This is a genomic window from Alteromonas sp. 1_MG-2023 (assembly GCF_030547075.1).
Taxonomy (GTDB): Bacteria; Pseudomonadota; Gammaproteobacteria; order Enterobacterales; family Alteromonadaceae; genus Alteromonas.
On sequence record NZ_JAUOQH010000013.1, the window covers coordinates 105,948 to 131,613 of the forward strand.

Annotated in this window: 22 protein-coding genes; 14 read left to right on the forward strand and 8 right to left on the reverse strand. The window is 43.6% G+C overall.

Annotated elements, in window-relative coordinates:
* The first annotated feature begins 495 nt into the window (after positions 1 to 495).
* From Q4561_RS14405 to Q4561_RS14425, 5 genes are all read left to right on the forward strand, one after another.
* The gene (locus Q4561_RS14405; RefSeq protein WP_303461446.1) at positions 496 to 1,224 is read left to right on the forward strand and encodes a PhnD/SsuA/transferrin family substrate-binding protein; all 729 of its coding nucleotides are present in this window, start codon (positions 496 to 498) and stop codon (positions 1,222 to 1,224) included.
* On the forward strand, positions 1,217 to 2,164 hold the full coding sequence (locus tag Q4561_RS14410) for a hypothetical protein (RefSeq protein ID WP_303461448.1): 948 nt from the start codon (positions 1,217 to 1,219) through the stop codon (positions 2,162 to 2,164). Before Q4561_RS14405 ends, Q4561_RS14410 begins: the two co-directional genes overlap by 8 nt.
* A 188-nt stretch (positions 2,165 to 2,352) precedes the next feature.
* Entirely contained in the window at positions 2,353 to 2,976 is a 624-nt protein-coding gene (udk, locus tag Q4561_RS14415) for a uridine kinase (RefSeq protein ID WP_303461449.1), read from the forward strand.
* A 12-nt stretch (positions 2,977 to 2,988) separates the two neighbouring features.
* Positions 2,989 to 4,200: a NupC/NupG family nucleoside CNT transporter gene (locus Q4561_RS14420; protein ID WP_303461451.1), complete on the forward strand. Its 1,212-nt coding sequence runs from the start codon at positions 2,989 to 2,991 to the stop codon at positions 4,198 to 4,200.
* A gap of 195 nt (positions 4,201 to 4,395) precedes the next feature.
* Positions 4,396 to 5,235: an isopenicillin N synthase family oxygenase gene (locus Q4561_RS14425; protein WP_303461454.1), complete on the forward strand. Its 840-nt coding sequence runs from the start codon at positions 4,396 to 4,398 to the stop codon at positions 5,233 to 5,235.
* 59 nt (positions 5,236 to 5,294) lie between these two features.
* On the opposite strand, the gene Q4561_RS14430 is transcribed toward Q4561_RS14425, so the two are convergent.
* A complete protein-coding gene (locus tag Q4561_RS14430) occupies positions 5,295 to 6,464 on the reverse strand; it encodes a tetratricopeptide repeat protein (protein WP_303461455.1) in 1,170 nt (389 codons plus the stop codon).
* Between the two features lie 187 nt (positions 6,465 to 6,651).
* On the opposite strand from Q4561_RS14430, the gene Q4561_RS14435 reads away from it, so the two are divergent.
* The 3 genes from Q4561_RS14435 to Q4561_RS14445 all read left to right on the forward strand — a co-directional run bounded on the left by Q4561_RS14435 (position 6,652) and on the right by Q4561_RS14445 (position 8,818).
* Complete coding sequence (locus tag Q4561_RS14435; RefSeq protein WP_303461456.1) at positions 6,652 to 7,158, forward strand: fasciclin domain-containing protein; 507 nt, start codon at positions 6,652 to 6,654, stop codon at positions 7,156 to 7,158.
* Between the two features lie 163 nt (positions 7,159 to 7,321).
* Positions 7,322 to 7,738: an MAPEG family protein gene (locus Q4561_RS14440; protein ID WP_303461458.1), complete on the forward strand. Its 417-nt coding sequence runs from the start codon at positions 7,322 to 7,324 to the stop codon at positions 7,736 to 7,738.
* A gap of 120 nt (positions 7,739 to 7,858) precedes the next feature.
* On the forward strand, positions 7,859 to 8,818 hold the full coding sequence (locus Q4561_RS14445) for a diguanylate cyclase (protein WP_303461460.1): 960 nt from the start codon (positions 7,859 to 7,861) through the stop codon (positions 8,816 to 8,818).
* A 22-nt stretch (positions 8,819 to 8,840) separates the two neighbouring features.
* Here the strand turns inward: Q4561_RS14445 and Q4561_RS14450 are convergent, their stop codons facing one another.
* From Q4561_RS14450 to Q4561_RS14465, 4 genes are all read right to left on the reverse strand, one after another.
* Positions 8,841 to 9,476 (reverse strand): 3'-5' exonuclease, encoded by a 636-nt coding sequence (locus Q4561_RS14450; protein ID WP_303461462.1) that lies wholly within the window; start codon positions 9,474 to 9,476, stop codon positions 8,841 to 8,843.
* A gap of 62 nt (positions 9,477 to 9,538) precedes the next feature.
* Positions 9,539 to 11,380, reverse strand: a complete 1,842-nt coding sequence (locus tag Q4561_RS14455; protein ID WP_303461463.1) for a putative nucleotidyltransferase substrate binding domain-containing protein — start codon at positions 11,378 to 11,380, stop codon at positions 9,539 to 9,541.
* A gap of 142 nt (positions 11,381 to 11,522) precedes the next feature.
* Positions 11,523 to 13,229, reverse strand: coding sequence for a sodium:solute symporter family protein (locus Q4561_RS14460; RefSeq protein WP_303461465.1), 1,707 nt, complete (start codon positions 13,227 to 13,229; stop codon positions 11,523 to 11,525).
* Between the two features lie 4 nt (positions 13,230 to 13,233).
* Positions 13,234 to 13,500 (reverse strand): DUF4212 domain-containing protein, encoded by a 267-nt coding sequence (locus Q4561_RS14465; RefSeq protein ID WP_303461467.1) that lies wholly within the window; start codon positions 13,498 to 13,500, stop codon positions 13,234 to 13,236.
* Positions 13,501 to 13,756: 256 nt separating this feature from the next.
* On the opposite strand from Q4561_RS14465, the gene Q4561_RS14470 reads away from it, so the two are divergent.
* Positions 13,757 to 17,209, forward strand: coding sequence for a PAS domain-containing hybrid sensor histidine kinase/response regulator (locus tag Q4561_RS14470; RefSeq protein WP_303461468.1), 3,453 nt, complete (start codon positions 13,757 to 13,759; stop codon positions 17,207 to 17,209).
* 1 nt (position 17,210) lies between these two features.
* Here the strand turns inward: Q4561_RS14470 and Q4561_RS14475 are convergent, their stop codons facing one another.
* A complete protein-coding gene (locus tag Q4561_RS14475) occupies positions 17,211 to 17,843 on the reverse strand; it encodes a mechanosensitive ion channel domain-containing protein (RefSeq protein ID WP_303461469.1) in 633 nt (210 codons plus the stop codon).
* 233 nt (positions 17,844 to 18,076) lie between these two features.
* On the opposite strand from Q4561_RS14475, the gene rimK reads away from it, so the two are divergent.
* Genes rimK through Q4561_RS14495 form a run of 4 tightly spaced genes read left to right on the forward strand, consistent with a single transcriptional unit; the run spans position 18,077 to position 21,590 of the window.
* Positions 18,077 to 18,982, forward strand: coding sequence for a 30S ribosomal protein S6--L-glutamate ligase (rimK, locus tag Q4561_RS14480; protein WP_126872872.1), 906 nt, complete (start codon positions 18,077 to 18,079; stop codon positions 18,980 to 18,982).
* On the forward strand, positions 18,983 to 20,011 hold the full coding sequence (locus Q4561_RS14485; protein WP_013782563.1) for a succinylglutamate desuccinylase/aspartoacylase family protein: 1,029 nt from the start codon (positions 18,983 to 18,985) through the stop codon (positions 20,009 to 20,011).
* 14 nt (positions 20,012 to 20,025) lie between these two features.
* Positions 20,026 to 20,460, forward strand: a complete 435-nt coding sequence (locus Q4561_RS14490; protein WP_303461472.1) for a RimK/LysX family protein — start codon at positions 20,026 to 20,028, stop codon at positions 20,458 to 20,460.
* An 11-nt stretch (positions 20,461 to 20,471) separates the two neighbouring features.
* Positions 20,472 to 21,590 (forward strand): amino acid ABC transporter substrate-binding protein, encoded by a 1,119-nt coding sequence (locus Q4561_RS14495; protein WP_303461474.1) that lies wholly within the window; start codon positions 20,472 to 20,474, stop codon positions 21,588 to 21,590.
* On the opposite strand, the gene Q4561_RS14500 is transcribed toward Q4561_RS14495, so the two are convergent.
* Together Q4561_RS14500 and acs are read right to left on the reverse strand one after the other, a co-directional pair.
* On the reverse strand, positions 21,587 to 22,240 hold the full coding sequence (locus Q4561_RS14500; RefSeq protein WP_303461476.1) for a response regulator transcription factor: 654 nt from the start codon (positions 22,238 to 22,240) through the stop codon (positions 21,587 to 21,589). The two genes, Q4561_RS14495 and Q4561_RS14500, sit on opposite strands and share 4 nt — an antisense overlap.
* 11 nt (positions 22,241 to 22,251) lie before the next feature.
* Complete coding sequence (acs, locus tag Q4561_RS14505) at positions 22,252 to 24,201, reverse strand: acetate--CoA ligase (protein WP_303461477.1); 1,950 nt, start codon at positions 24,199 to 24,201, stop codon at positions 22,252 to 22,254.
* A gap of 252 nt (positions 24,202 to 24,453) precedes the next feature.
* On the opposite strand from acs, the gene Q4561_RS14510 reads away from it, so the two are divergent.
* Positions 24,454 to 25,620, forward strand: a complete 1,167-nt coding sequence (locus Q4561_RS14510) for a DcaP family trimeric outer membrane transporter (protein WP_303461479.1) — start codon at positions 24,454 to 24,456, stop codon at positions 25,618 to 25,620.
* The last annotated feature ends 46 nt before the right edge of the window (positions 25,621 to 25,666 follow it).

A 25,666-nucleotide genomic window follows, 5' to 3' on the forward strand; every position in this document is an offset into this window, starting at 1 on the left:
ATATTGACTAAAAGACTTCTTTGAATGGATGGAATTGTTATAGACCTTCATGTCATATTTATTACAACTTTACATATTTAGTCAATTCCTTGACAGCAATTCATCACAATTTTTGCATCACACACTTGACCATTTGGTCAAGTTATTTTACTTATCGAACCGTTGGTCGTTTGACTTATTTTTATGGTTTCTATTGATGACATATAATGGACTAATAAACAGCGTTTAACAAAATTCAGTATGTTTTGTAAAAAACCCTTATTTCTCATACAGATAACTATTTAAAATAAATTTACCTATTGCAATAAATAACCTTAGCTGATGAAATCAGTCCATAAATCACTAACTCATTTGGTTATTTTTTTGCCAAAAGTCAGAATTGTTGCTACCGGAAGGTGGATGTTACTCCTAATTGCCGCTCTCATTTGCGGTAGCGCCGGCTATTTTTCTAAGAAAATAGAATTTACATCCGTCGCGCCTCAAACTGGTCGAACTTTGACCTGTGAGACAACCCTTCAAAATAATCTCGATATCTTTTCAGTGTATGTCACCGATGGCTCTATCGCCAATATGGCGTTAGAACGATTATGTGAAAACAAAATTATTAAGCGACAGTTTGGTCAAGTAAGAGTGATTGTGGGCCAAAGTGATTATGATACGTTCAGGTATATAAACCATGGCGTGGTAGATTTAGCGCTAATAAAACGTAATGTGGTTGATGCATTTGGCGCTGACCAAATATATGGTTTAACCCTAATTGCTTCTCACCCGAACTATAGTGCATTCTTTATATCCCAACGTGAAAAGCCATTATTGGAAAAAGAGTATCTACTAGGCAAACGTATAGGTTTATTAGATTATCCCTCTAGCCGCTCTGGTCACATTGTCCCAAAAACCATATTACAGAACCTTGGCTTAACCGAGAACAATGTAGATATTGTGTACTTTAACTCTCACAAAGACTTGCGAAGGGCATTACTTGCTGGGGAAGTCGATATAATCTCATCGTATTGGGCACAAGATGATGAACAAATCCTCTCGAAGAACTATGCGACTCCGTTACTTCAAGATGTAAGCGGTATGCAATGGTTTTTGAAAATGCAGACGCAGAATACAGATTTACTTTGCGCGATGCAGTCTGTGGTAAAAGACATCGCTAATTCGCACTCTCGCCCGTATTACAAAACATTGGTATTGGTTAATGGATGCAGTGACGATGAATAGTATTAAATCAACCATACGTCCATTTACCTTAATTTGTGCACTTGTACTCTTTATCGTACTTCAGGGACTGAGTACCTTTGGGCAGGTTATCGGTATTCAATCTGCACGTCATAACGCAAAAGATAATGTAGAAAGAAGGGTTATTTTAGACAGCGCATTTTTAGATGTGGGTAACGCTACACTTAATACCCCGGTAAATAACTATGCAGTAAGCCAATATATAGCGAGCATTAATGAAGATTTGGCAGCGCAAGAATACCCGTTTAGAGTGGAATCCATTCAAGGCGTAAGTAGTGAATTGGCCTACCCCGACTTTACCCTATCCCATACCCTTAAATTCGAAAATGCTGAACAGCAAATTACATTAACAATGCAATCGCTGCCCATGTATCAAAACTTAACCATTAGTTGGTGGGCGGTATTAGCCTCGTTGCTGTTAGCCCCTGCATTTGCCCTTCCTAGGCAGCGCAGAGCAGCATTGTCGGTAAGTGAAGAGTTAGCGCCTCCACCTAAACCTAAGTTAGTAATTAACTTAAGAGATAAAACACTAGGCAATAGTGTTAACGACACCGTTGTCATTTTGCAGAATAAGCCACTTTGTTTTTATACCGCATTAGTAAAATATTGTACCGAAAACCCAAGTCAGCCTCTTCCCCCGCACAAAGACGTTCCTTTGGAGTTAATTACCTTAGCCAATAAAGCTTTTGCTCGCTTAATTGAACTTGGTCATACAAAACGTAAAAGGCCAGACTTCAATGCGAACCTAGATAAGACGCTAAGCGAAATAAGGGCATCATTAGATGAAGTGTTTGCACTGTATAGCGAGGAAAAAGAACGATACTACCCGCCTAGAGCACAGGGTGAAGGCTCTCGTTCCAAGCAACATTCTTATGCACTTACCACTTTATCTGTCGATGACATAGAAATTATAGGGAACTAGTTATTTTTTAATCAATCGTTACAGAGATATGCACAATAAATAAAGACGTGAAACGCACTTAAATTGTGTGAATCTTATTGATTCAGTTAGCAAATAACGATCCATTTGACCAATTGGTATGAATATAACATTGATTCGTAGAGGCGAAACGCGTATCTTTGCTCCAATAAAATCAGCTTTCTAGAATTATGCAATCGCCTTTAATTATTGCCATTTCTGGAGCTTCAGGCTCTGGAAAGTCACTGTTTACCGAAAATTTGTTTAACGGCTTCTCTGCTCAAGGAAGGCCTGTGCAAGTGCTTCGCGAAGATCATTACTATCGCGCCCAAGATCACTTGCCCATGGAAGCACGAGAAAAAAACAACTACGATCACCCCAATGCATTTGAGCATGAATTGCTTAAAGCACATTTGCAGGCACTTAGAGAAGGTCAACCTATTGACTATCCTCACTACTGCTTTAAAACGCATACCCGCCTGCCAGACACTGAAAGATTAAACCCCGCACCTGTTATTATTCTAGAAGGAATAATGCTGCTTGCCCGTGCCGATCTACTCCCTCTTTACGACGTTAAGATCTTTGTCGACACGCCATTAGATATTTGCCTCATGCGCCGCATGATGAGAGATATAAAAGAGCGTGGACGTACTATTGATTCTGTCGCTAAGCAGTACGAAGAAACGGTAAAACCTATGTATCACCAATTTATCGAGCCAAGCCGGTTCACTGCTGATGTAGTAGTTACACAAGGTGGTAAAAACCAAATTGCATTAGATGTGATTAAATCTCACATTCAGCAAGCGCTTTTATAAAGGATTGATATTATGGTGAGTTTACTGGGCATTGCAGTTCTGTTAGGTATTGCATTCGCACTCTCGTCGGCGAAACGCAGCATTAGTTTGCGTACCGTGGGCGGTGCATTTGCTATGCAAGCGTTAATAGGTGCATTTGTTCTGTATTCAGAGCCAGGCAAAGATGTGCTGTTAGTGGCTACAGGATTTGTTGCTAACATCATTGACTACAGCCAAGACGGTATTAACTTCCTGTTTGGCCCTATCGGCGATAAATCTATTGCCTTTATTTTTGCTTTCAATGTTTTACCTGTCATCGTGTTCTTCTCATCACTCATTGCTGTGCTATATCACTTAAAAGTGATGGGCTTAATTATTAAAGTGATTGGTGGTTTCCTACAGAAGGTATTGAGAACTAGCCGCCCTGAGTCCATGTCAGCGGCCGCAAATATATTTGTAGGGCAAACAGAAGCCCCATTGGTAGTTCGCCCCTTTATACCGCATATGACGCGTTCTGAGCTATTTGCCGTGATGGTAGGTGGTCTTGCTTCAATTGCTGGGTCAGTGATGGCCGGTTATGCAGGTATGGGCGTAGATTTAAAATACTTACTTGCTGCAAGCTTTATGGCCGCCCCAGGCGGCATGTTAATGGCAAAGATTATTTTGCCAGAAACGGAAGAACCCAAAGATGGCTTAAGCGAAATAGATGCGGAAGATACTGGCTACGCCAATGTCTTCGATGCGGCGGCTAGCGGCGCAGCATCAGGGATGACACTCGCATTAAACGTGGGCGCTATGCTACTTGCGTTCATTGCATTAATTGCCATGTTCAACGGCTTAATCGGTTGGACAGGTGGTTTATTAGGGTATGAAAACGTTACCTTTGAAGGGATCATGGGTTACATACTTCAACCTCTAGCATGGGCAATTGGCGTTCCATGGGAGGAAGCACAGATAGCAGGAAGCTTTATAGGTCAGAAAATGGTAGTTAACGAATTCGTGGCTTACCTTAATTACCTTGATGTACGGTCAGAGTTATCTGAATCAACGCAAGCTATTGTCACTTTTGCGCTTTGCGGTTTTGCAAACTTGTCTTCTATCGCTATTTTGATGGGTGGTATTGGTGCTATGGCACCTACACGTAGAAAAGAAATTGCGCAATTAGGCCTAAAAGCAGTTATCGCAGCAACGCTATCAAACTTAATGAGCGCAGCGCTCGCTGGCTTTTACTTAACACTAGGCTAATTTAATAGATTAGGTTACTAGACTTAAGTTACTAGGTTATTCGGTTAAGTTATTGCCCAAATGTAGACTAAATGGTCTACATTGATTACATTAGGCATCTTAGATGACGTTGATTGATTTAGGTCAATCACCACAGCTTTTTTGGCGGCCCGTATACCTTTATAATGCCGCAATCAAAATAAACGGGATAAAGTTATGCAATTAGTTGCTGTTGATTACACGGCGGAAAACGCCCAAGAAGAATTCGTTAAGTCACTACGTGAGACGGGCTTTGGGGTATTGAAAAACCACCCTATTCAACAGTCACTCGTACAAGGCATTTACGATAGCTGGCAGGGCTTTTTCGATAGTGAAGAAAAAAATGACTACCTTTACAACAAAGGTAAGCAAGATGGTTTCTTTCCTCAAAGTGTTTCTGAGGTAGCCAAAGGCTTCACCAAAAAAGATATTAAAGAATATTTTCATTACTACCCTTGGGGTCAATGTCCTGACGAACTTCGTCCTTTGCTGTCACAGTACTATTCAGAAGCCAACACGCTTGCTTCTGAGCTTTTAGGCTGGATTGAGAAACACTCTCCAGAGGAAGTAAGCGACAAGTACAGCCAACCGTTAGGCGACATGATCAAAGATTCAGATCAAACCCTATTACGTGTACTTCATTACCCACCATTAAGTGGCGAAGAAGAAGTAGATGCTATTCGCGCGGCAGCTCATGAAGATATTAATCTTATTACTATCCTTCCAGCTTCTAACGAACCAGGATTACAAGTAAAAGCGCAAGATGGCAGTTGGTTAGACGTACCTTGCGATTTTGGTAGCTTGATTGTGAATATCGGCGATATGCTTCAAGAAGCATCGGGTCATTACTTCCCATCTACGACTCACCGTGTTGTGAATCCAGATGGCGCAGACATGACCAAGTCACGTATTTCATTGCCATTGTTCTTGCACCCTCGTCCAGATGTGAAGCTTTCTGAGCGTCATACTGCAGGTACATATTTGCAAGAGCGTTTAAGAGAACTAGGTGTTATCTAGTGAGCAGTAACGCTCGAAGAAAAGCCACGCTCTAAGCGTGGCTTTTTTGTGCGTGCTAGTTAATAGCTACGAGCAATGGTTGAAAGCTTATTCACATACCGGTTCTCATCTTGAGAATTTGGCGCAAACTGAATTGCTCTTTTTATGTAATGTTGAGCATTGGTGATGTCACCTAATTCGTAATACAGTTTTGCCAATCCAAATAGCACTTCATGTCTTGTATTATCTAACCGTAGCGCACGTTGATAATGTTTTAGCGCATCGGCTAACTCACCACCTTCAAGGGCCTGCTCCCCTAGAATAAAGTGATAGAAGGGGTTTTCTTTTCTTTGTGTTTCCACCCGTGCTTTAATTTCTGCAGACTTATCATAACGCCCCTGGTGATAGTACAGAATCGATAAGTTATCCCACGCAGTCAGATTGTTCTCATCCAGATTTAACGCAAATTGATAACTTTGCTCCGCGGCTTCAAATGCGTCGACCATACGGTATAGCACACCTAAGTTGACCCAACTTTGTTGCAACTCTGGTGATAACACAGCAGCGGCTCTAAAGTAACTGTACGCCCGCGTGTAACTGTTCGCAATAAGTGCATCCGCCCCTTTGTTGTTGTAGAACATAGATAAGATAAGACGTTTAGTGACAGCAATTCGTGGAAAGTGAGTTCGAATCATCTGCGGATCAAAATCCACATCAGCGCTACTGGGCCCAACGTTAGCAATTAAAGGGTCTCTAGGGACATTTATGGTTAAATTAACATGGCCATTTAGGAAACTGAATCCTTCACGCCGTGTCCAATATTCAGGTATATCTACTTCATAGAAAGTAGCATCGTAGCCCGCGTGCTTTGCCATGGCGTATGTCATTATTGACAACGACAGGCAATTTGCTGAGCGGTTGTAAAACGTATCGCTGGCCACTGAATTCGCGTTACTGCGATACAGTAGGCCCATTTCTGCGTGATCGAAAATGGAAGAAATCAGTGCTTTTACATTGGTTTTCTTTTCACCGACTTGCGAAATAGCCTCATCTACAAACAACTGCGCATCTTCTTCCAATCTAAAAACTTCCTCTTCGGTCTCAACCGAAAATGACGCGTAGCTAGGAAATAGATCGTCGTGTAACGCAGGATAAGGATTGTCGATAACAACAGGCGTAGTACTAGCACAACCTAGTATGCCTAAACAGGATAGAACGATAAGTGCAGAAACAAGATGTCGAAGTAACATGATACAGCCCTCCCCTACCAACACCTTGCCGGAGTATAGCTGAAACACTTAAATTTAACATTATTTTTACATTTATTATTTAACCCTGCCCTTCTATTACGTAAACTTAATCATCCAATCTGCAATACCAGCGTAACTATTCCTGTTACATCTATTCATTTTTCAATCACAATTAAAGGAAGAAATTATGCGCAAGTTGATCCCGTTAGTAATGATGAGTTTAATTAGCCTTTCAGCATTTGCTGGGCATCATATGGAGTCAGAGAAATCAGATATTGTTGATACTGCGGCAGGTAAAGAGATGTTTTCAACCTTGGTTGCAGCTGTAAAAGCGGCCGAATTGGTTGATACCTTAAAAGGCGATGGTCCTTTCACGGTATTCGCTCCAACCAATAAAGCTTTTTCTAAGTTACCCGAAGGTACCGTAGAGATGCTATTGAAGCCCGAAAATAAGTCACTATTAACTCAGGTGCTTACCTACCACGTAGTATCGGGCGAGGTCATGGCTGAAGATGTTATGTCTCTAACGAGTGCGACTACCGTTGAGGGCAGTGATGTAAAGGTAGTTACCGCTATGGGTAAAGTGATGATTAATGATGCCACTGTGATTAAAGCCGATGTTAAAACAACTAACGGTGTTATTCACGTTATCGATACCGTATTGCTTCCAGCTGAAGTTAAAGAAGCCTTATAGTATTTTTTTTTGGGTAAGTGGCGGGTTTCGCTGCTTACCTTCTACCTGTTCATCTTCTACCCGCCCACCTTATATCCACCCACTTGTAACTATCCAATCCTAATCATCAGATCCATAACTTCCTCTTAGACCGTATAACATTCAGCCATAACAAGGAGGCGCTATGTTTACTGTTTATACCTATTCTATTGCAGGACTTGCGATAATAATGTTCACAGTATTGGTTCAAAATATTGTCGCTGCTGTGGCACATCGTAAACAATCATCATATATACCTGGGAAAGTGGCTGACAACTTGAGTCACGATAGCTTTGTATTTAGAAGTCATAGAACCTTCCACAACTCGCTCGAAAACGTTGTTCAATTTGTTATCCCAGCGATACTTTGTATGTTTATTGGCGTATCCCCATTTTACCTTGCTGTATTCATCTGGGTTTATGCGCTGTGCAGAATTTTTCACATGGCGTTGTATTATGCAGTGGCAACTGAAAGTAACCCTAGTCCAAGATCTTATTTTTACATGATTGGGCTACTCTCCAACCTATTATTGTTTGTTTATCTATTTATATCGATAATTTGACGAAGTAAATTTACTGATTATTAAACTTTTGTTTAATGCACTTCTTGCCCTTATCACGTTAGTCTGGTTGCAGTGTTAGAACATAGTAGAAATTGGCTGCGCTGTAGGTAAAGGACTCTCATGTTTATTGAGCAAGCAAATAGACGAACATTATCCGACTGCCATCTATTAATTGTGGATGATCAAGCAAGTTCTCGAATGATTCTTGAAGGACTCCTTGAAGAGATGGTCACTTGTACTACCGTTTCATCTGGTGAAGCGGCGCTATTATATTGCGAAGATAATACACCCGACTTAATCCTAATGGACGTTCATATGCCTGGCATGGACGGTCATCAACTTGCAAAGACCTTACGTGAAAACCCCAGCAAATCTGATATCCCTATTATTTTTGTTACCGCAACAACCACAGATGAAGCCCAGTTAAAATGCTGGAATTCTGGCTGCGTGGACTTTGTTACCAAACCTATTAATGCCTGCACGTTGCAAAACCGAGTAAAAGCTCACCTAAACCATAAACTCAAAAACGATTTGTTAGAGAAGCTCATTTATATAGATAGATTAACAGGGGCTTACAATAGACATTATTTGGAAGACTACCTTCCTCGTTGTGTGCGAAATAGTGAGCGAGATAAGTCTCCCCTTTCACTAATATTATTCGACATTGATTTTTTCAAACGCTACAACGATCTATATGGTCATTTGGAAGGCGATAGCTGCTTATGGAAACTTAGCGAGTCGATTAACGTAAGTTTATTGCGCCCGATGGACAAATTAGTTCGTGTGGGTGGTGAAGAATTCCTAGTTATCTTACCTAGTACCGACGAAAGAGGAGCGGCTATTGTTGCCGAACGGCTATTAAAAACGGTGTACGAATTAGATATTACCCATGCCGCTTCAGAACTTTCCAGAATAACCATTAGTGCTGGCGTTGCTACGAAAAAGCCTAACGACAATAAAACTATCGACTTTGTTATGTTACAGGCTGACAAAAGTTTGTATTCAGCAAAAGCAAAAGGAAGAAACTGTGTTGTTGCCAGTGATGAAACGGCTCACGAGGTATTGGAAACAGAGATCTAGAGTCTACATTCAAAGGTGAGCCTTAGTCTTTCCTTTCCCCTAAAGTTTTTCTTCCAAGTGCCAGTGTATGTGATAAATCTGCTAAACAACTTTGTGGTGTTAACCCTAAAGCTGCTAATTGTGCATAACACAGCAATAGCGCAGCCATGGCATCTTCTAACGCATTATGTTGAGGTGCCTCTGGCAAGCCAGCCCTTTGCAAACATGCCCCTAACGTCGCGCTGTTTCTAGGTACCACTTCGTGTTCTTTTTTAAGTTGATAGAGTGCAAGCTGTAAGGTATCTATGTAAAACACCTCTTGGGCGGGCAGGTTCAACCGCTTAAATACTGCATCTAGCACCGCTAAATCTAGCGTTGCATTATGAATAACCAACACGCGATCTGGTAACTGTTTGATAAATTTGTGCAGTACATCCTCTATCATCGCGCCTTTTGAAATATTATCTTGAGTTAGCCCATGAATAACGGGACTTTGCCCTAAAGTTGCCTTCGTTTTCACTACACTATAGGCACTACTTTCTAAGGCTATATTGCTATTGCGTCCACACACCCAGCCAAAAGAGGTGATTTCAGCTTTACTGGCATCTAACGAGGTAAGCTCTAAATCAATAGACATGAGTGTGGTGTCTTTGATCGTCGCACCCTTAAACCGTTTCAAGGCACTATGCCCGGGCCTAAAAAACCCATTACTTAGGAATGCCCGTAGCCACTGCAATACCATCAAGCCATACCACCAGAAAAATTCATGACTATAGCTTTCTGCGCTCTTTCGATAGCTTGAAACGAGGCTTTAAGTTGATGTTTTTCAATAGATGATAACGATGAAACTGAAATACTGTTATCAGCCACGTTATTTTGAAGCTGATGACGCCAACGTAAGCGATTTAAGAATATCCAAATATCCCGTAAATTTGCTGCATCTTTGGTTGAAAGCTCCGAGTTATCCGGCAGCAAAGATAATCGAGCGAGGGTGCCTGGTGCCGTTACGCCACTTGCAAGAGCATAAATACGAGCAATATTGTTAATTAATGCAACGGCTCTTACTTTCAAGTCGATGGTATCTTTCTGTTTGCCTCCCTTTTCATAAGTGAACTTTTGAAACAAAGAAAGCGGGACAGACACTTCATTAGCATGGCGAGACAATGCTGCCAGAAACAAACTTTGTTTGAGCAAAGGCATACGTTGGCGTTGCAGGCTTTTGAACAATCCCACATCACCCGCGGCGCAACGTACATCAAGAAAAATATTAAAGTGCATAATGGCATCTTTGGTTGGCGCATTTACCCATTGCTGAGCTTGTTTTACGGCTTGTGTCAGCGAAAGACGAAGTTCAGGGTTACTCGCCATAATATTGCCACTGCATAGCTTAATACCGCACATCCCTAATCCTTTGCAGACATAGTCGGCCATGGCAGCAAAGTAGGCGGCTTGCGCTTTAGTGGGCGGCTCGGCTAATAACAAAGCGTTGTCTTGATCCGATCCCATCGTTTGATCTTCTCTTGCTTGTGAACCATACACTAACCACGAAAACATCATGTCGGCCTTACCATGTTCTTTTTGAAAGAACCCAATCAGCTTTCTCGTCATAATATCGGTGGCTTGGGAAAGCACTTTGCCCGCAATATCATAGTCACCAGCATGTTTAGCGTGGGCGGAGAAGTAATGAGGTATCTGCCACGCTAAACGCGTTAACGCATATAAGCTATCGGCTTTCGACAACTCACCAATAATAAAAAGTACACTACCTCGTTGATGCCGAACAATGTCGCTGGCCGTTACCATGCCTACAGGTTCATGACTTTCTTTATCTAATATAGGCAAATGATGAATATTTTTTTCCGTCATTAAAGCCATGGCATCAAACAAAGTTAAGTTATTGGCAACGTGTGCCGGCGATGGGGTCATTACACTGCTAACAGGGTTAGATAATGCAATGCCCGCCGCAACCACACGAGAGCGAAGATCCCTATCGGTAACAATACCAACCAACTGCCCCGCCTGTGTAATTAAAAGCGAAGACACTCTATTATCTGTCATTAACTGAGCGGCTTGCTGAATAGACGTATTCCCATCAGCGCTAATAGGTTGTTTTTCCGTGACTTCATTAAGCGGTTTATATAACCACATTGACTTAGAGTCGGTGATAGCTTGGTTTTGCAGTACATCGTGTCGCAAACCATGGAAAAAACCCGCTATGCTTTGGTGGCTAAGCAGTGCCTTAAAGGCGCCAGCCTCAAAACTATATATAAGCCCAGGGTTTTCTACTGTGACCGATAAAGAATAATCTCGTTCGTCTAAAACACTCTGAAAACCGAAATAATCGCCTTCACTTACATACCGCTGACTTTCTTGCCCCACACTTACCGAAAACTGACCGCTTTGAATGAGATAAACACGGCGGGACTGTCCAATTTGGGGCCCAATTAGCGTGTTTAGGTTTTCTTGTGTCACATAGAGCAGTTCTGCAGAACTCAATAAATTAGTAAGAGAATCAATATCAAGGGTATCGAAGGGGGCTGAAGCGGTAACAAAATCGGCAACTTGTTGGGCAACAACTGTCATAGATTATGCTCCTAAAATGATAAAAACCAACCCGCTGTTTAGAGTCTCCTCTTTGAGCGGATTGGTTTAATATAGGTCATGCGGGTTAGCTGACAGGCAAGCTTTGACACTTACCATTAGTCATTCGCACTTAACCTAGCGACTAGTGAGCGGATGCCTCGCCAGCGCCTTTTGGATAACGAATACTTTCTACCAACTCTTGAATTTCTTCCGGTGCTTCATCTGTAGATTTAAAGACTAAGAACGCTACAAGGAAGTTAACCATCATACCCAAGGTACCAATACCTTCTGGAGAAATACCAAACCACCAGTTTTCAGGTACATTCGCAGCAGGGTTTATAAACTTAAAGTAAATAATGTAGGCTGCGGTGAAAGCAATACCAGCAATCATGCCCGATATAGCGCCTTTATCATTCATTCGCTTACTAAATATACCCATAATGATGGCGGGGAAGAAGCTGGATGCCGCCAGACCGAACGCGAAGGCGACCACCTGCGCTACAAAGCCCGGTGGATTTATCCCAAAGTAACCGGCAATTACAATGGCTACCCCAGCCGCAAGCCGTGCGAAAAATAGCTCTGACTTGTCAGTAATATTCGGCATAAAGTTTCGTTTTAATAAATCGTGTGAAACCGATGTTGAGATAACTAACAATAAGCCAGCTGACGTAGATAATGCTGCAGCAACCCCACCTGCGGCTACCAATGCGATTACCCAAGCAGGTAGATTTGCTATCTCTGGGTTAGCTAATACCATGATGTCACGGTCAACTTTCATTTCGTTGCGCTCATCACCAGAGTAAAACATAACACCATCACCGTTTTTATCGGTAAATTCGATAAGCCCAGTTTGCTCCCAGTTTTTAATCCACGATGGTGCTTCGGCATAACTCGTTCCGGTTAATTCAGGCCCGTTAATGGTTTCAATCATGTTTACCCGAGCAAAAGCAGCTAGCGAAGGCGCCGTGGTATATAAGATAGCGATAAACGCGAGGGCATAACCAGCCGACTTACGTGCATCATGTACTTTCGGTACCGTAAAGAAGCGAACGATAACGTGAGGTAGCCCTGCAGTACCTACCATTAAGGCAAAGGTAATGAAGAACATATCGATGGTACTTTTGCTCCCGGAGGTATATTCATGAAAGCCGAGTTCCACCGAGAGATTGTCGAGTTTCTGCAGCAAATGCATGCCCGATCCATCGGCGAGCGTTGCGCCAAATCCTGTCTGGGGAAGAATGTGGCCGGTTACCATGATAGATATAAATACCGCAGGTACAATATAAGCAAAAATCATTACACAAAATTGCGCAACTTGGGTGTAGGTAATGCCTTTCATTCCGCCAAGTACCGTGTAGAAAAACACGATAACCATGCCGATAACCACGCCAGTAACAATATCCACTTCTAAGAAGCGACTAAACACCACACCAACACCTCGCATTTGCCCTGCTACATAGGTAAAGCAAACGAAGATGGCACAGAAAACGGCGACGGTTCTCGCGGTTTGTGAGTAGTAGCGATCACCAATAAAATCCGGTACAGTAAATTTACCGAATTTACGTAGGTAGGGTGCTAGGCATAAGGCGAGTAGTACATAGCCGCCGGTCCATCCCATTAGGTAAACCGCGCCATCATATCCCATAAAGGAAATGAGGCCAGCCATTGAAATAAATGATGCTGCCGACATCCAATCTGCAGCTGTAGCCATACCGTTTAGTACGGGAGGCACACCGCCACCGGCAACATAGAAGTCGTTGGTGGAACCCGCTCTAGCCCAAATGGCTATGGCGATATATAGCGCAAATGTTGCGCCTACAATTATAAATGTAAGTAGTTGAACGTCCATGGTATTACTCCTCGTTTACGCCATAACGTTTATCCATCGCTTTCATCTTTGACATATAAACAAAAATTAGAGCGACGAATACATAAATGGAACCTTGTTGCGCAAACCAGAAGCCCAATTTAAAGCCAAAGAAGTGGATAGTGTCTAACGCATCGACAAAAATTATGCCGGCGCCAAACGACACCACAAACCAAACGAATAAAAGCTTGGCAAGAAGAGACAAGTTCTCCTTCCAATATGCTTTTTTATCGTCATCATTTCTAAATGCCATTGTTCCGTCCTCATGTCAGGTTAATCAGTTGTTTTATTTTTACATTTTCCTAACGCCCGGCTTTGCTAACATTTTCGCCAAGCTTTACATTCAGACCGAACCGGCCTTAAAGCGGCAAAATTAAAGCACTTAGGAGCATGACATATACTCTAGACCTCACTTTAAAAATTCCAAATGAGACCATGGTCGTAGGTAGACCATGGTCGAAATGATTATAATACACACACATTTGTTAATATTTTGTTAGAGGAAGTTCATGACGTTCGGTTGGGTTACGCTGGCGGTACTGTATTTATTTTTACTTTTTTCTTTGGCGAGTTGGGGAGATAAAAACTCACCTAAAGCACGGGCGTTAACCTCGCACCCAGCAGTATATTCACTGGCACTCGCTATTTATTGTACGGCGTGGACTTTTTTCGGCATGGTAGGTCAAGCTAGTCGCGACACATGGATTTACCTGCCCATCATGTTAGGTCCCATTCTGGTATACGTGCTTGGGTATCGCTTCATTTATAAAATGACCTTGGTGAGCAAGAAGCAACACATCACCACTATTTCCGATTTTATCGCGTCTCGATATGGGAAGCGCCAAACCGTAGCCTTGTTAGTAACGGTCATAGCGCTGCTAGCCACCATCCCTTACATTGCTCTTCAGCTTAAAGCGATAGGCTCAACCTTTCAGTTACTTACTCAGCAGCCAGACAGCAACTTTATTGTTATTGCCGCCACTACATTTATAGCAATATTTGCGATTTATTTTGGTACTAAGCATGCCGATGTAACGGAATACCGCCGCGGCCTGATGCTGGCTATCGCCTTTGAATCTATAATTAAATTGTTAGCATTGGTGTTAGTCGCTTTCGTGGGGTATAGCGCGTGGCGACAAACTGAAACCGGCCCCTTTTTAGAAACCTTTATAAATAGCGCCGCCCTGTCGCAATTTAGCTCTTTCAACTTTATTGCCCAAACCATCATGGCCGCAGCTGCGATTGTGTGCCTGCCTCGCCAATTCCACGTGGCGGTTATCGATAACCTGAGTCTTTCCCATTTAAAAACAGCCCGCTGGTTATTCCCGCTTTATCTTGCTGTGATTTCTGCGGTTATCCCTATCATCGCGATTGCTGGCAAAGCTATTTTCTCAGGTGCCAGTGTTGAGCCAGACTCTTACGTACTCTCTCTTGCTATGTTCTCGGGTTCAGCATTACTGCAGGTTATTGTGTTTGTGGGCGGGTTATCTGCCGCTACCGCGATGATAATTGTGGCGACCCTCACCCTTAGCACCATGTTAACTAACGATGTAATTTTGCCTCGCTACTTAGCGTTTCGTGGTAACCCCTCTGAGAAGAAAGATTTCTCCGCACAAATACGCCTTATACGGCGCATTGTTATTGGTTTCATACTACTGATGGCGTTTCTGTATCACCAACAAATGACCAGTAGCCGTTCGTTACACTCTATTGGGCTGATTGCATTTTCATTAGTAATTCAGTTAATGCCGGCTATTCTGGGTGGCTTATATTGGAAACGTGCGCATGCCCATGGCGTTTACGCGGGCTTGTTAGTGGGAATAATACTTTGGGTATTGTGGTTGGTATTCCCGTTGGTAGGAAAGCAAACATCACAATTTGCCAATAACGAACTTATCAGCCAAGGCGCGATGATAAGCCTTGGTGCAAATACGGTGGTTTACATAATTTTCTCGTGGTTTGCCCCGCAGAGGCTTATCGATAGAATGCAAGCAGAAGCCTTTGTCTCGCCAGCCGTGGTCAAAAATAACGTGATAAAAGGCGCGAGTAGTAACGTAACCGTATCAGACCTTATCACGCTGCTTACCACGTTCATGGGCACAGGGCGCTGCGAACAACTTATCGAGCAATACCAACATCACAATAGCTGCTCTCTTGACCATCAAGCCTCTCCAGATGAAGACTTCCTTACATTTTGTGAACGTGCACTGGGCGGTGTTATAGGTGCATCTAGCGCTAAAGTGTTATTAGACAGCGCACTACGCGGCAAGAAAATGGATTTCACGGAAGTGATTAACTTTTTCGACGACACCACCCAAGCAATGCAATTTAATATGACGGCGCTTCTGACCTCGCTGGAAAACATGGACCAAGGTATTAGCGTAGTCGATAAGCACTTAAATTTAGTGGCATGGAACAAACGATACGCAGCGCTATACACCTACCCTGAAGACTTTCTTGCGGTAGGCATACCCATAGAGAAACTTATCCGTTTTAATGCATCGCAGGGAGAATTTGGCAAGTTGGATGTAGAAGCGGAAGTAGAAAAACGCCTTGAACATTTACGCTCAGGTACACCGCATAGGTTTAAACGCCAGCGCAAAGATGGCCGAGTGATAGAGATGGTGGGTAATCCCTTACCCGGAGGCGGGTTTGTAACCAGTTTTAATGACATCACTGACCATATTGAAATTCAACAAGCTCTTGAAGAGTCCAACATAGACTTAGAAGCCAGAATTAAACGGCGTACCGAAGAAGTGCATACTATTAACGCCGAATTAAGGCTGGAAATAGAGCGGCGTTCTGGCGCGGAAACTGAACTAATACGAGCACGAAAGGCTGCTGAAGATGCCAATGCCAGTAAAACCCGCTTTCTTGCGCTGGCCAGCCACGATGTACTTCAGCCTCTTAATGCCGCCAAGTTATATATTTCGGCACTAGAGGAGCAAGAGTTATCTACTAGTGTTCATGAAATCATTCAAAAATTGCATCATTCCGTGACCTCAAGTGAAGCGCTTATCGGTACACTGTTAGACATTTCCCGCCTAGATCAAGGCGAAATGAAACCTGATATTGAGCAAGTTGATGTGCAAGCACTACTAAGCCCGCTTATTGACGATATAAGAATGCGGGCATTGGAAAAAGGCTTATTACTGCGAGTATGGGTAAAACCGGTTTGGGTGATGGCAGATAAAACCTATTTGTACCGAATCATGCAAAATTTGCTGTCAAATGCAGTGAAATATACCCAAACCGGTAAAGTCTTACTGGTAATAAAACCAATCGACACTAGGGTTTCGTTTCGTGTTTACGATACGGGGATTGGCATATCGGAAGATAAAGTAGTCAATATTTTCAGTGATTTTTATCGCATTAATCAAAGTAGCGAACACGGCATCGGGCTAGGGCTTGGTGTAGTACGTAGGTTAAGCCAGCAATTAGGCAGCGATATTTCGGTATCGTCCTCGCCGCAAAAAGGCAGTTGCTTTACCTTCACCCTGCCAAAAGCCCAAGCGGGTTCGGCGGAAAACATCACTGCTAAGCCCAAAACCACGACTTTCACTGGCCTACAGGTACTTTGTGTTGATGACCAACGAGAAAACCTAGATGCAATGCAAACCCTATTAACCCGCTGGGGAATTAAGGTAATGTTGTCTGGTTCGTGGGATGAAGCGCTAGCGCTTATTGAAGAAACAACACCCCATATATTATTAATGGACTACCAACTCAGCAACGATGAAGCCCAAAATGGCTTAGCCTTAATCGATAAAATTCGATTCCAACTTGATGCCATTTTACCCGCCGCGCTAATCACAGCCACGCCGGATGAAGACTTGGTGGTTAAGTGTAAGGAGCAAGGGGTGAACTATTTATCTAAACCGCTAAAACCCGCAAAACTCAGGGCGCTATTACAAAGCATGACTCGCCATATTCGCGAGTCACATTATACGGATAACGAGTAGCTTATTGGATTTTTTGTGGGCTGCCCTTTTTATTAGGCTTATCCGCTTTTTCATCGGCTTTAGAGGTAGCAGCCGTTGGCGTTACTTTACCCATAGTGCCCCACGCTGATTTAGGGTTAATAAGCACAGGACGCGTTAAAATAAGGTTGTTAGGGTACATCAATGTTTCACGTTCAGAGGTCACCAAACGGGTGCTAAAAGGCCCTAAGTCGGCGATATACCCTTCTATAAAGTTATCGCCATCGAGAATGCGAATAAAGTTACCGCGACGATACGCCACGTTAGTTAACAGTATAAAATAAGCGGTAATATTGCTTATTAATGACCAACTGGCGAACAGCGCTACCCCGGTTACCGTAATAATGGATGTTGATAATACCAACAGGCCAGAGAAGTCTATTCCCCACGCAAGAAGCAATAAGGCCAATGACACTGTTGCCACAATAACTCGCGCAGCAAATAATCCTTTAATCGCACTAGTAGACTTTAATTTGGTTTTTTCGATATTGGTTTCAAGCTTGGGTAGAATTTTTCTTGATGCTGCTAAATAAAACAGTAAAACCAACCCACTCCAAATAAGGTTTGATTGATAGGCTGTAAGCCAAACCACTACCTCCTGCCACCACTGCATCATAGTAAAAGACTCATAATATCCTCATGTTACCCCATGCTATCGCGTAACGTTTTCAAGTTCATCCAGATATTACTGTCGCCACCACAATAATATTTCGTAAGACCATTAATAAAACCTGCTTTATGATGCGCGCCAATTTGCTGAACACCGACTAATCTGGCTATGCACTTAAAAAGATGCTAATGATTAGACAGCACCTTTTTACCCACTTAATAACGAACAGGCAATTTACAATGCGCATAGCGATTTTATCTCGAAACCCTCGCCTCTATTCTACCTCTCGCTTAGTAGAGGCTGGTCGCGCTCGCGGCCACGAAGTCGATGTTATCGATACCATGCATTGCTATATGGATATAACCAGCTCTCGTCCTTCGGTACGTTACAAAGGAAAGCGGCTACCTTACTACGATGCAGTTATTCCTCGTATTGGCGCTTCTGTCACTTTCTACGGCACCTCGGTAGTACGCCAGTTTGAAATGATGGGCACGTACAGCGTTAACGAATCTGTGGCGATTAGCCGTTCAAGAGACAAGTTGCGTTCTTTGCAATTGTTATCGCGCAAAGGCATTGGCATGCCGCGTACTGGCTTTGCCCATCACCCAGACAAAATAGAAGACGTAATCAAAACCGTGGGCGGCGCACCTGTGGTCATTAAACTGCTTGAAGGTACCCAGGGTATTGGTGTGGTATTGGCCGATACCCATAAAGCGGCAGAATCAATTATTGAAGCTTTTATGGGATTAAACGCCAGTATCTTGGTGCAAGAGTTCATTAAAGAAGCGGGCGGTTCTGATATTCGCTGCTTCGTAGTTGGCGGTAAAGTGGTTGCGGCGATGAAGCGCCAAGCGGCACCGGGTGAGTTTCGCTCAAACCTTCATAGAGGCGGCCAAGCCAGCTTAGTAAGACTCAGCCCCGCGGAGCGAAAAACAGCGGTAGATGCGGCCAAGACCATGGGCTTAAATTGCTGTGGTGTAGATATTTTACGTTCAAACAACGGGCCTGTGGTGATGGAAGTAAATTCATCGCCCGGACTAGAAGGCATTGAAAAGGCTACCAACAAAGATGTGGCCGGTATGATCATTGAATTTATTGAAAAAAGTGCAGAGCCGCACAAAACTAAGACTCGAGGTAAAGGCTAAGTGGCAGTAGATAATTTAGTTATCGGTGGGCAGAGTATTGCGCCAGGCGAATCAGTAAAGATAGAACTGGAGATGCCCCCGTTATACACCGCGACGAACATGAGTATTCCTGTTTACGTAACCCGAGGTAAACGCCCTGGTCCTACTATGTTTGTGAGTGCCGCGATTCACGGTGATGAGCTTAATGGTATTGAGATTGTAGGCCGGCTAATACGCTCACGAGCGATTGAGCGGCTAAGAGGTACGCTTATCGCGGTACCCATGGTTAACGTGTACGGCGTGTTGAACCAGTCGCGTTATTTGCCGGACCGCCGCGACCTAAACCGCAGCTTTCCTGGCAGTAAGAAAGGCTCGCTGGCCGGTCGACTAGCCAACTTGTTCTTAAAAGAAATTGTGCAAAAGTGCGATGTAGGCATAGACCTGCATACCGGTGCAATCCATCGCAGTAATTTACCGCAAATTCGTGCCGACTTAGACGACCCAGAAGTACTCGAAATGGCCAAAGCCTTTGGTGTACCTGTGTTGCTAAACGCTGAGCTACGTGAAGGTTCGTTACGTGAAACCGCCAGCGAGAGCGGCGTTAAAATTTTGCTCTATGAAGCAGGCCAAGCGCTTCGATACGATGAATTCTCTATTCGCGCAGGCCTTCGCGGTATTATTAATACCATGCGTCATTTAGGCATGCTGAATAAAAGTCGTAGTAAGGGTCATAGTATTGAACGTTTTATTGCCCGCCAAAGTGGCTGGATACGGGCCACAGAAAGTGGCTTTGTAACCCACTTGGCGCAATTAGGCGATCACGTAAACAAGGGAGATAAACTGGCGACTATTGCCGACCCCTTTGGCGGCTATTTAGCCAGTATCGAAAGTCCGGCTGAAGGTGTGGTAGTGGGCAAGCAAAATATTCCCCTTACCCAAGAAGGCGAAGCGGTGTATCACATAGCCTATTTCTCACAACCCGATACAGTGGCAGAACATGTTGAGTTATTACAGGACAATCTGCTACCAGGTGAAACGGAGTATACTTGATTGAAGGTAAATAAATGACACATAAAAAAGTAGTGGGTGTGGTTGAGTTATGCGACCTTCCTGCATTTACGATTACCGACTTAAATGTTCGGGTAGATACCGGAGCAGCTACCTCTTCTTTACATGTAGATAATATTGAAGAGTTTGAAGTAGATGACGAACTTTGGATCCGTTTCGATATACACCCTGACATTCATAATGTTGATCGCGTAGTTAAGAGAGAAGTAAAAGTCGAAGGAAAAAAGCGAGTTAAAAGCTCTACTGCTACCAGAGAGAAGCGCTATGTAATAATTACGCCTATAGTTATGGATAGTGTGCAGTGGGATATTCAGTTAACCCTAACCGACCGCTCTGAAATGACATACTTAATGCTACTTGGCAGAGAGGCCATGAGTGGTCATTTCTTGGTTGACCCCGAGCACGATTTTTTACTAACTGGAAAGGACTGATAGCAGAAACAATGATAAGTAAAATGGATAGCCGAAGCATACTCGTGTTGTTATCTTTATTAGTCAGTGCGCTATACGCCCCTTTGAATGTAGCTGGAGAGTCATTATTCTCTCCTGCTACACCTCAACATAGTAAAAATACGTTTTACCAAAATTCAGATCTTATTAGCGCCCCCAAAATGGAAGCACCACCTTCAGATGTTTCGGCGATAGAAGCTTTGGCGATAAAGCCTTTGGCGAAAGCTTCTGGGGTTAACGGCTTGTCTTTAGACACCTCGGCTCAAAAAACACTCCCCCATAAAACCTTCCGACTTCCCAATGTTCACCCAGGTAGAGATCCTGTTTACGCTTATGCTAAAACACTTCTAGCAAAAGCGCTGACTGTGACACAAGGCAAATACGGCACTTTTGATTTGCAAGTAAGCCATCAAGAAGCAGCGCAAGAGCGGCAACTTAGAAGCCTTGAACATGATATGTTAGATATTACTTGGAGCGTTTCTTCTGCCGATAGAGAAAAACAGCACCGGGCTGTTCCGATCCCCATAATGGCCGGTTTGTTTGGCAAGCGAATTATGATTATTAGGGCCAACGACAACCGTTTTGATGAGCCCTTGTCACTCGAAAAGCTAAAATTAATGAGGGCAGTACAAGGTTACGATTGGCCCGACACGCGTATTTTTAGGCATAATAAAATCCCAGTATTGGAAACCACATACAAAGCTTCATTTCGAATTGTTTCAGAAGGGTTTGCGGACATGTTTCCCCGCAGTGTGATGGAAATACAACATGAGTTAGAAAATCAACCAGCAGATAGTGAGCTAAAGATTGAACCCAATCTATTGATATCCTACCCAAGCCCGTTGTTTTATTTTGTTGCATCGGATCAAGAGGGATTAGCCAACCGAATTGCTGAAGGCTTAACTATTTTACTTGAATCGGGGGAGTTTCAGAAAATCTTAATGTCCCAGCCTGTTTATGAAGAAAGTATGTCATTAATGCGTGGACGAACAATTGTTGAACTTAACAATCCACTCTTAAGTGAGCATAGTAAAGTAGCATTAAGCCGCTACCTTACTTATTTCAAACTAGATGCACTTACTGGTGACTCAGAACCATTTAAAGAGAACTAATGATCACTTGTAGCGGGCGGCTCTAGCTCTAACTGCGACGCTATTAATACTGCTTGAGTACGGTTGTTTATCCCCAGCTTTTTGAATATAGCCGTAACATGCGCCTTCACGGTGGCTTCTGCAATATCCAAGTTATAGCCGATTTGCTTATTCAGCAATCCATCACGCATAAAACACAATACTTTGTATTGAGAGGGCGTTAGCGAAGCCACATTATCTGCAAGCTCAGAAAACTCCTCGTCAATTTCGTCCACACTGTCGCTCAAATTAGGTGGCAGCCATACATCCCCATCTAAAATTGCCTGAACTGCATTCGCGATATCACCAGAACTGGCGGTTTTAGGTATAAAACCTAAAGCGCCTGCGCTCATGATCTTGGAAATTAGCTGCGTATCTTCAGTGCCAGACACCACTGCCACCGGCACATCAGGAAATAGCTTACGAATGTGAATTAACCCGAAAAGGTCATTGCTACCAGGCATGTGCAAATCAAGCAGCAACAAGTCGATATCCTCACTATTGAGGATATCGACTGTAGATGTTAAATCGCCCGCTTCAGTTAACGTCAGCGCTGGTAAAGACAATGACAAAGCGCCTCTTAAGGCATCCCGATACAACGGATGATCATCGGCAATCAACAGGGTTGTCATTGCATTATCCTTTATGATTTGTTCAATCGCTCCTCAATGAGTGTATCAACAACTGACGGATCCGCCAATGTAGATATATCACCAAGTTGCTCATGTTCGTTCGCCGCAATTTTACGCAAAATACGTCGCATAATCTTACCGGAACGAGTTTTAGGTAAGCCTGTCGACCATTGAATTTTATCCGGCGTCGCAATGGGGCTTAGCTCTTGTCTAACCCAATTTCTAAGCTCTGTGGTAAGCGCATCATTCACCTCTACACCATCGATAGGTGAAACATAAACATAGATACCCTGCCCTTTAATATCGTGAGGGAAACCAACAACTGCAGCCTCAGCCACTTTAGGGTGAGCCACTAACGCACTTTCAATTTCAGCAGTTCCCAAGCGATGGCCTGATACGTTTAATACGTCGTCCACCCGCCCTGTGATCCAGTAGTAACCGTCTTCATCACGTCTTGCCCCATCACCCGTGAAGTACACGCCTTTGTACGCACTGAAGTAGGTGCTGATGAAACGTTGATGATCGCCATATACGGTTCTAGCTTGGCTTGGCCAGCTATCTTTAATCACCAAGTTACCTTCAGCGGCACCTTCTAGTTCGTTGCCTTCAGCATCAAAAAGCGCGGGCTGAATTCCAAAGAATGGACGGGTGGCAGAACCCGGCTTCAATGCCGTAGCACCAGGTAAAGGCGTAATCATGTGACCGCCAGTTTCTGTTTGCCACCACGTATCCATGATAGGGCAACGGCCTTGACCAATTACACGGTGATACCATTCCCACGCTTCAGGATTAATAGGCTCACCCACGGTTCCAAGTAAGCGCAACGATGATAGGTCACAGCCTTCTGCAGGCTTGTCACCATGGGCCATAAGGGCACGAATGGCGGTAGGTGCTGTATAAAGGCTGTTCACCTTATATTTCTCTACCACCTGCGCGATGCGTCGCACATCAGGATAAGTAGGAACGCCTTCGAAAAACACCTGCGATGCGCCATTGATCATTGGGCCATACACCATGTAGCTATGCCCTGTAATCCAACCTACATCGGCAGTACACCAGTAGATATCATCTTCTTGATAATCGAAAGCATATTTAAAGGTCATGGCGGTATAAAGCAAGTAACCACCGGTAGTATGCACCACACCCTTCGGGGTACCAGTTGAACCAGAGGTATATAAAATAAACAGCGGGTCTTCCGCATTCATCACTTCCGGCTCACATTCAGTGGCGCAGTCAGCAACCAACTCGTCCCACCACACATCGTGGTTGTCGTTCCAAGCAACATCTTCGCCTGTCACTTTTTTCACGATGACGTGAGTAATTGAAGGACACGCATTATTCGTTAATGCCTTGTCTACATTCGCTTTTAATGGAACAGAACGACCAGCGCGGCGGCCTTCATCGGAGGTAATAACCACCTTTGCATCACTGTCGTTAATGCGATCAGCAATAGCATTAGGCGAGAAACCACCAAAAATAACTGAGTGAATAGCGCCAATTCGAGCGCACGCTAACATGGCGTAGGCAGCGTCGGGCACCATAGGCATATAAATAGCTACTCTATCGCCTTTCGTCACACCAAGAGATTTAAGTGCGTTGGCTAATTTACATACTTCATCATGCACTTCTTGGAAGGTAATATCTTGGCTGTTTTCAGGCGAGTCACCTTCCCAGTGAATGGCCACTTTATCGGCGTTAGTTGCGAGATGGCGATCGATGCAGTTGTAGCTTGCATTCAACTCACCATCTTCAAACCACTTTATCGACACATCGTTATCACCAAAATGGGTATTCTTCACTTTGGTCGGTTTCTTGAACCATTCTAAAGAGCTTGCGTGTTCAGCCCAAAAAGCCTCAGGGTGCGCAACAGAGTTAGCATACATCTCAGCGTACTGAGCATCCGTTAAATGGGTTGTACTTTTAATCGCGTCAGGTACAGAGAAAACCTTACTGGCAGTCATAAAAAATTGCCTCCAATATCAATAATGTGAAATGCTTTTATAGACTAAACACTGTAATGATTAGACTATAAAGTAAAATGAGACTTTGGTCTTACGAATAATGGACTTTAGTCTTAGGAATTCAACTCTTCGCATAATACGACTATAGTCTTATGCGACCATTCGCTTATTCCAATTTGCATCAATGTCGGCAAATCTATGAAAGTTAACTTTGAATTTACATTTATTTAACCACATATTAGGGCAAATAAAATGAAAGCCACAATAAAAAACTCGATGCTAGCGGTTTCGTTAGCACTTGCAGCGACTAATGCAACACTTGCTAGCGCCGCAGCCATAGGCGACACCAGTGTTAAATTTACTGGCTATATAAAAGCCGATGCTATGGTTAGCAACTACTCAGAAGGCACCCTAGGGTCCGGTAGTATTGGACGAGATTTTTACATCCCTTCACTTACCCCTGTATCGGGGGGCGATGAAGGCACCCAATTCGATTCACATATTCGCCAGTCTCGATTTAGGTTCAGCACGAACACACCCACAGCAGAAGGCGATGAGATAAAAGGTGTGCTGGAATTAGACTTTATTGTCACCAGCGGTGGCGATGAACGTATTAGTAACTCATATACGCCCCGTGTTCGACATGCCTACATTCAATATAAAGAGTGGTTAGTTGGCCAAACTTGGACCACATTTATGGATGTGGGTTCACTTCCCGAGTCGCTAGACTTCATCGGTGTTACCGATGGTATTTCATTTGGCAGACAAGTGATGGTGCGATACACCAATGGAGGCTTGCAGTTAGCCTTAGAAAATCCTGAAACCACAGTTACACCTAATGGTGGTGGTAGCCGCATTGTGGCTGACGATAACGCGGTTCCTGACTTTGTAGCAGCCTATACGAGTAACCAGGATTGGGGCTACGTGAAAATTGCAGGCCTAGTGCGCCAACTTTCTTATGATGACGGAAGCGGCATAGATGCCGATGAGACCAGTTATGGGGTAGCGTTGTCAGGAAAGTATAAACTATCGAACGGTGACGATATTCGCTTCATGGTGAATACAGGTCAAGGCTTAGGAAGATATACCGCATTGAATGCTTCAAATGGTGCAGTGATAACCGCTGATGGTGATTTAGAAGCCATAGATTCAACGGGCTACGCCATTGCTTACCGTCATCTTTGGAACGACAGAATGCGAAGCAGCTTTATGTTCTCAGCATTAGATATCGATAACGACACAACCCTTACCGGCCTTAGTGTGACCGAAAGTAGCTATAGTGCTCGTGCGAATTTGCTGTATTCCCCCACCAAAGCCCTGACCTTCGGCGCGGAGTATGCATTTGCACATCGCGAAATTGAAGAAGGATTGGAAGGTGACATGAACCGTCTACAGGTTTCTGCAAAATACGCGTTCTAGTGTATATCTGCCAAACTTTATATTAATTGCGGCCTAAATGCGACGT

Excerpts from the sequence above, each read along its gene's own strand:
- Q4561_RS14430 (WP_303461455.1), bottom strand. The coding sequence starts at position 6,464 with ATGTTACTTCGACATCTTGTTTCTGCACTTATCGTTCTATCCTGTTTA.
- acs (WP_303461477.1), bottom strand. The coding sequence starts at position 24,201 with ATGACTGCCAGTAAGGTTTTCTCTGTACCTGACGCGATTAAAAGTACA.
- rimK (WP_126872872.1), top strand. The coding sequence starts at position 18,077 with ATGCGCATAGCGATTTTATCTCGAAACCCTCGCCTCTATTCTACCTCT.
- Q4561_RS14510 (WP_303461479.1), top strand. The coding sequence starts at position 24,454 with ATGAAAGCCACAATAAAAAACTCGATGCTAGCGGTTTCGTTAGCACTT.
- udk (WP_303461449.1), top strand. The coding sequence starts at position 2,353 with ATGCAATCGCCTTTAATTATTGCCATTTCTGGAGCTTCAGGCTCTGGA.
- Q4561_RS14475 (WP_303461469.1), bottom strand. The coding sequence starts at position 17,843 with ATGATGCAGTGGTGGCAGGAGGTAGTGGTTTGGCTTACAGCCTATCAA.
- Q4561_RS14465 (WP_303461467.1), bottom strand. The coding sequence starts at position 13,500 with ATGGCATTTAGAAATGATGACGATAAAAAAGCATATTGGAAGGAGAAC.
- Q4561_RS14495 (WP_303461474.1), top strand. The coding sequence starts at position 20,472 with ATGATAAGTAAAATGGATAGCCGAAGCATACTCGTGTTGTTATCTTTA.
- Q4561_RS14490 (WP_303461472.1), top strand. The coding sequence starts at position 20,026 with ATGACACATAAAAAAGTAGTGGGTGTGGTTGAGTTATGCGACCTTCCT.
- Q4561_RS14410 (WP_303461448.1), top strand. The coding sequence starts at position 1,217 with ATGAATAGTATTAAATCAACCATACGTCCATTTACCTTAATTTGTGCA.
- Q4561_RS14425 (WP_303461454.1), top strand. The coding sequence starts at position 4,396 with ATGCAATTAGTTGCTGTTGATTACACGGCGGAAAACGCCCAAGAAGAA.
- Q4561_RS14420 (WP_303461451.1), top strand. The coding sequence starts at position 2,989 with ATGGTGAGTTTACTGGGCATTGCAGTTCTGTTAGGTATTGCATTCGCA.
- Q4561_RS14500 (WP_303461476.1), bottom strand. The coding sequence starts at position 22,240 with ATGACAACCCTGTTGATTGCCGATGATCATCCGTTGTATCGGGATGCC.
- Q4561_RS14435 (WP_303461456.1), top strand. The coding sequence starts at position 6,652 with ATGCGCAAGTTGATCCCGTTAGTAATGATGAGTTTAATTAGCCTTTCA.
- Q4561_RS14445 (WP_303461460.1), top strand. The coding sequence starts at position 7,859 with ATGTTTATTGAGCAAGCAAATAGACGAACATTATCCGACTGCCATCTA.
- Q4561_RS14440 (WP_303461458.1), top strand. The coding sequence starts at position 7,322 with ATGTTTACTGTTTATACCTATTCTATTGCAGGACTTGCGATAATAATG.
- Q4561_RS14455 (WP_303461463.1), bottom strand. The coding sequence starts at position 11,380 with ATGACAGTTGTTGCCCAACAAGTTGCCGATTTTGTTACCGCTTCAGCC.
- Q4561_RS14470 (WP_303461468.1), top strand. The coding sequence starts at position 13,757 with ATGACGTTCGGTTGGGTTACGCTGGCGGTACTGTATTTATTTTTACTT.
- Q4561_RS14460 (WP_303461465.1), bottom strand. The coding sequence starts at position 13,229 with ATGGACGTTCAACTACTTACATTTATAATTGTAGGCGCAACATTTGCG.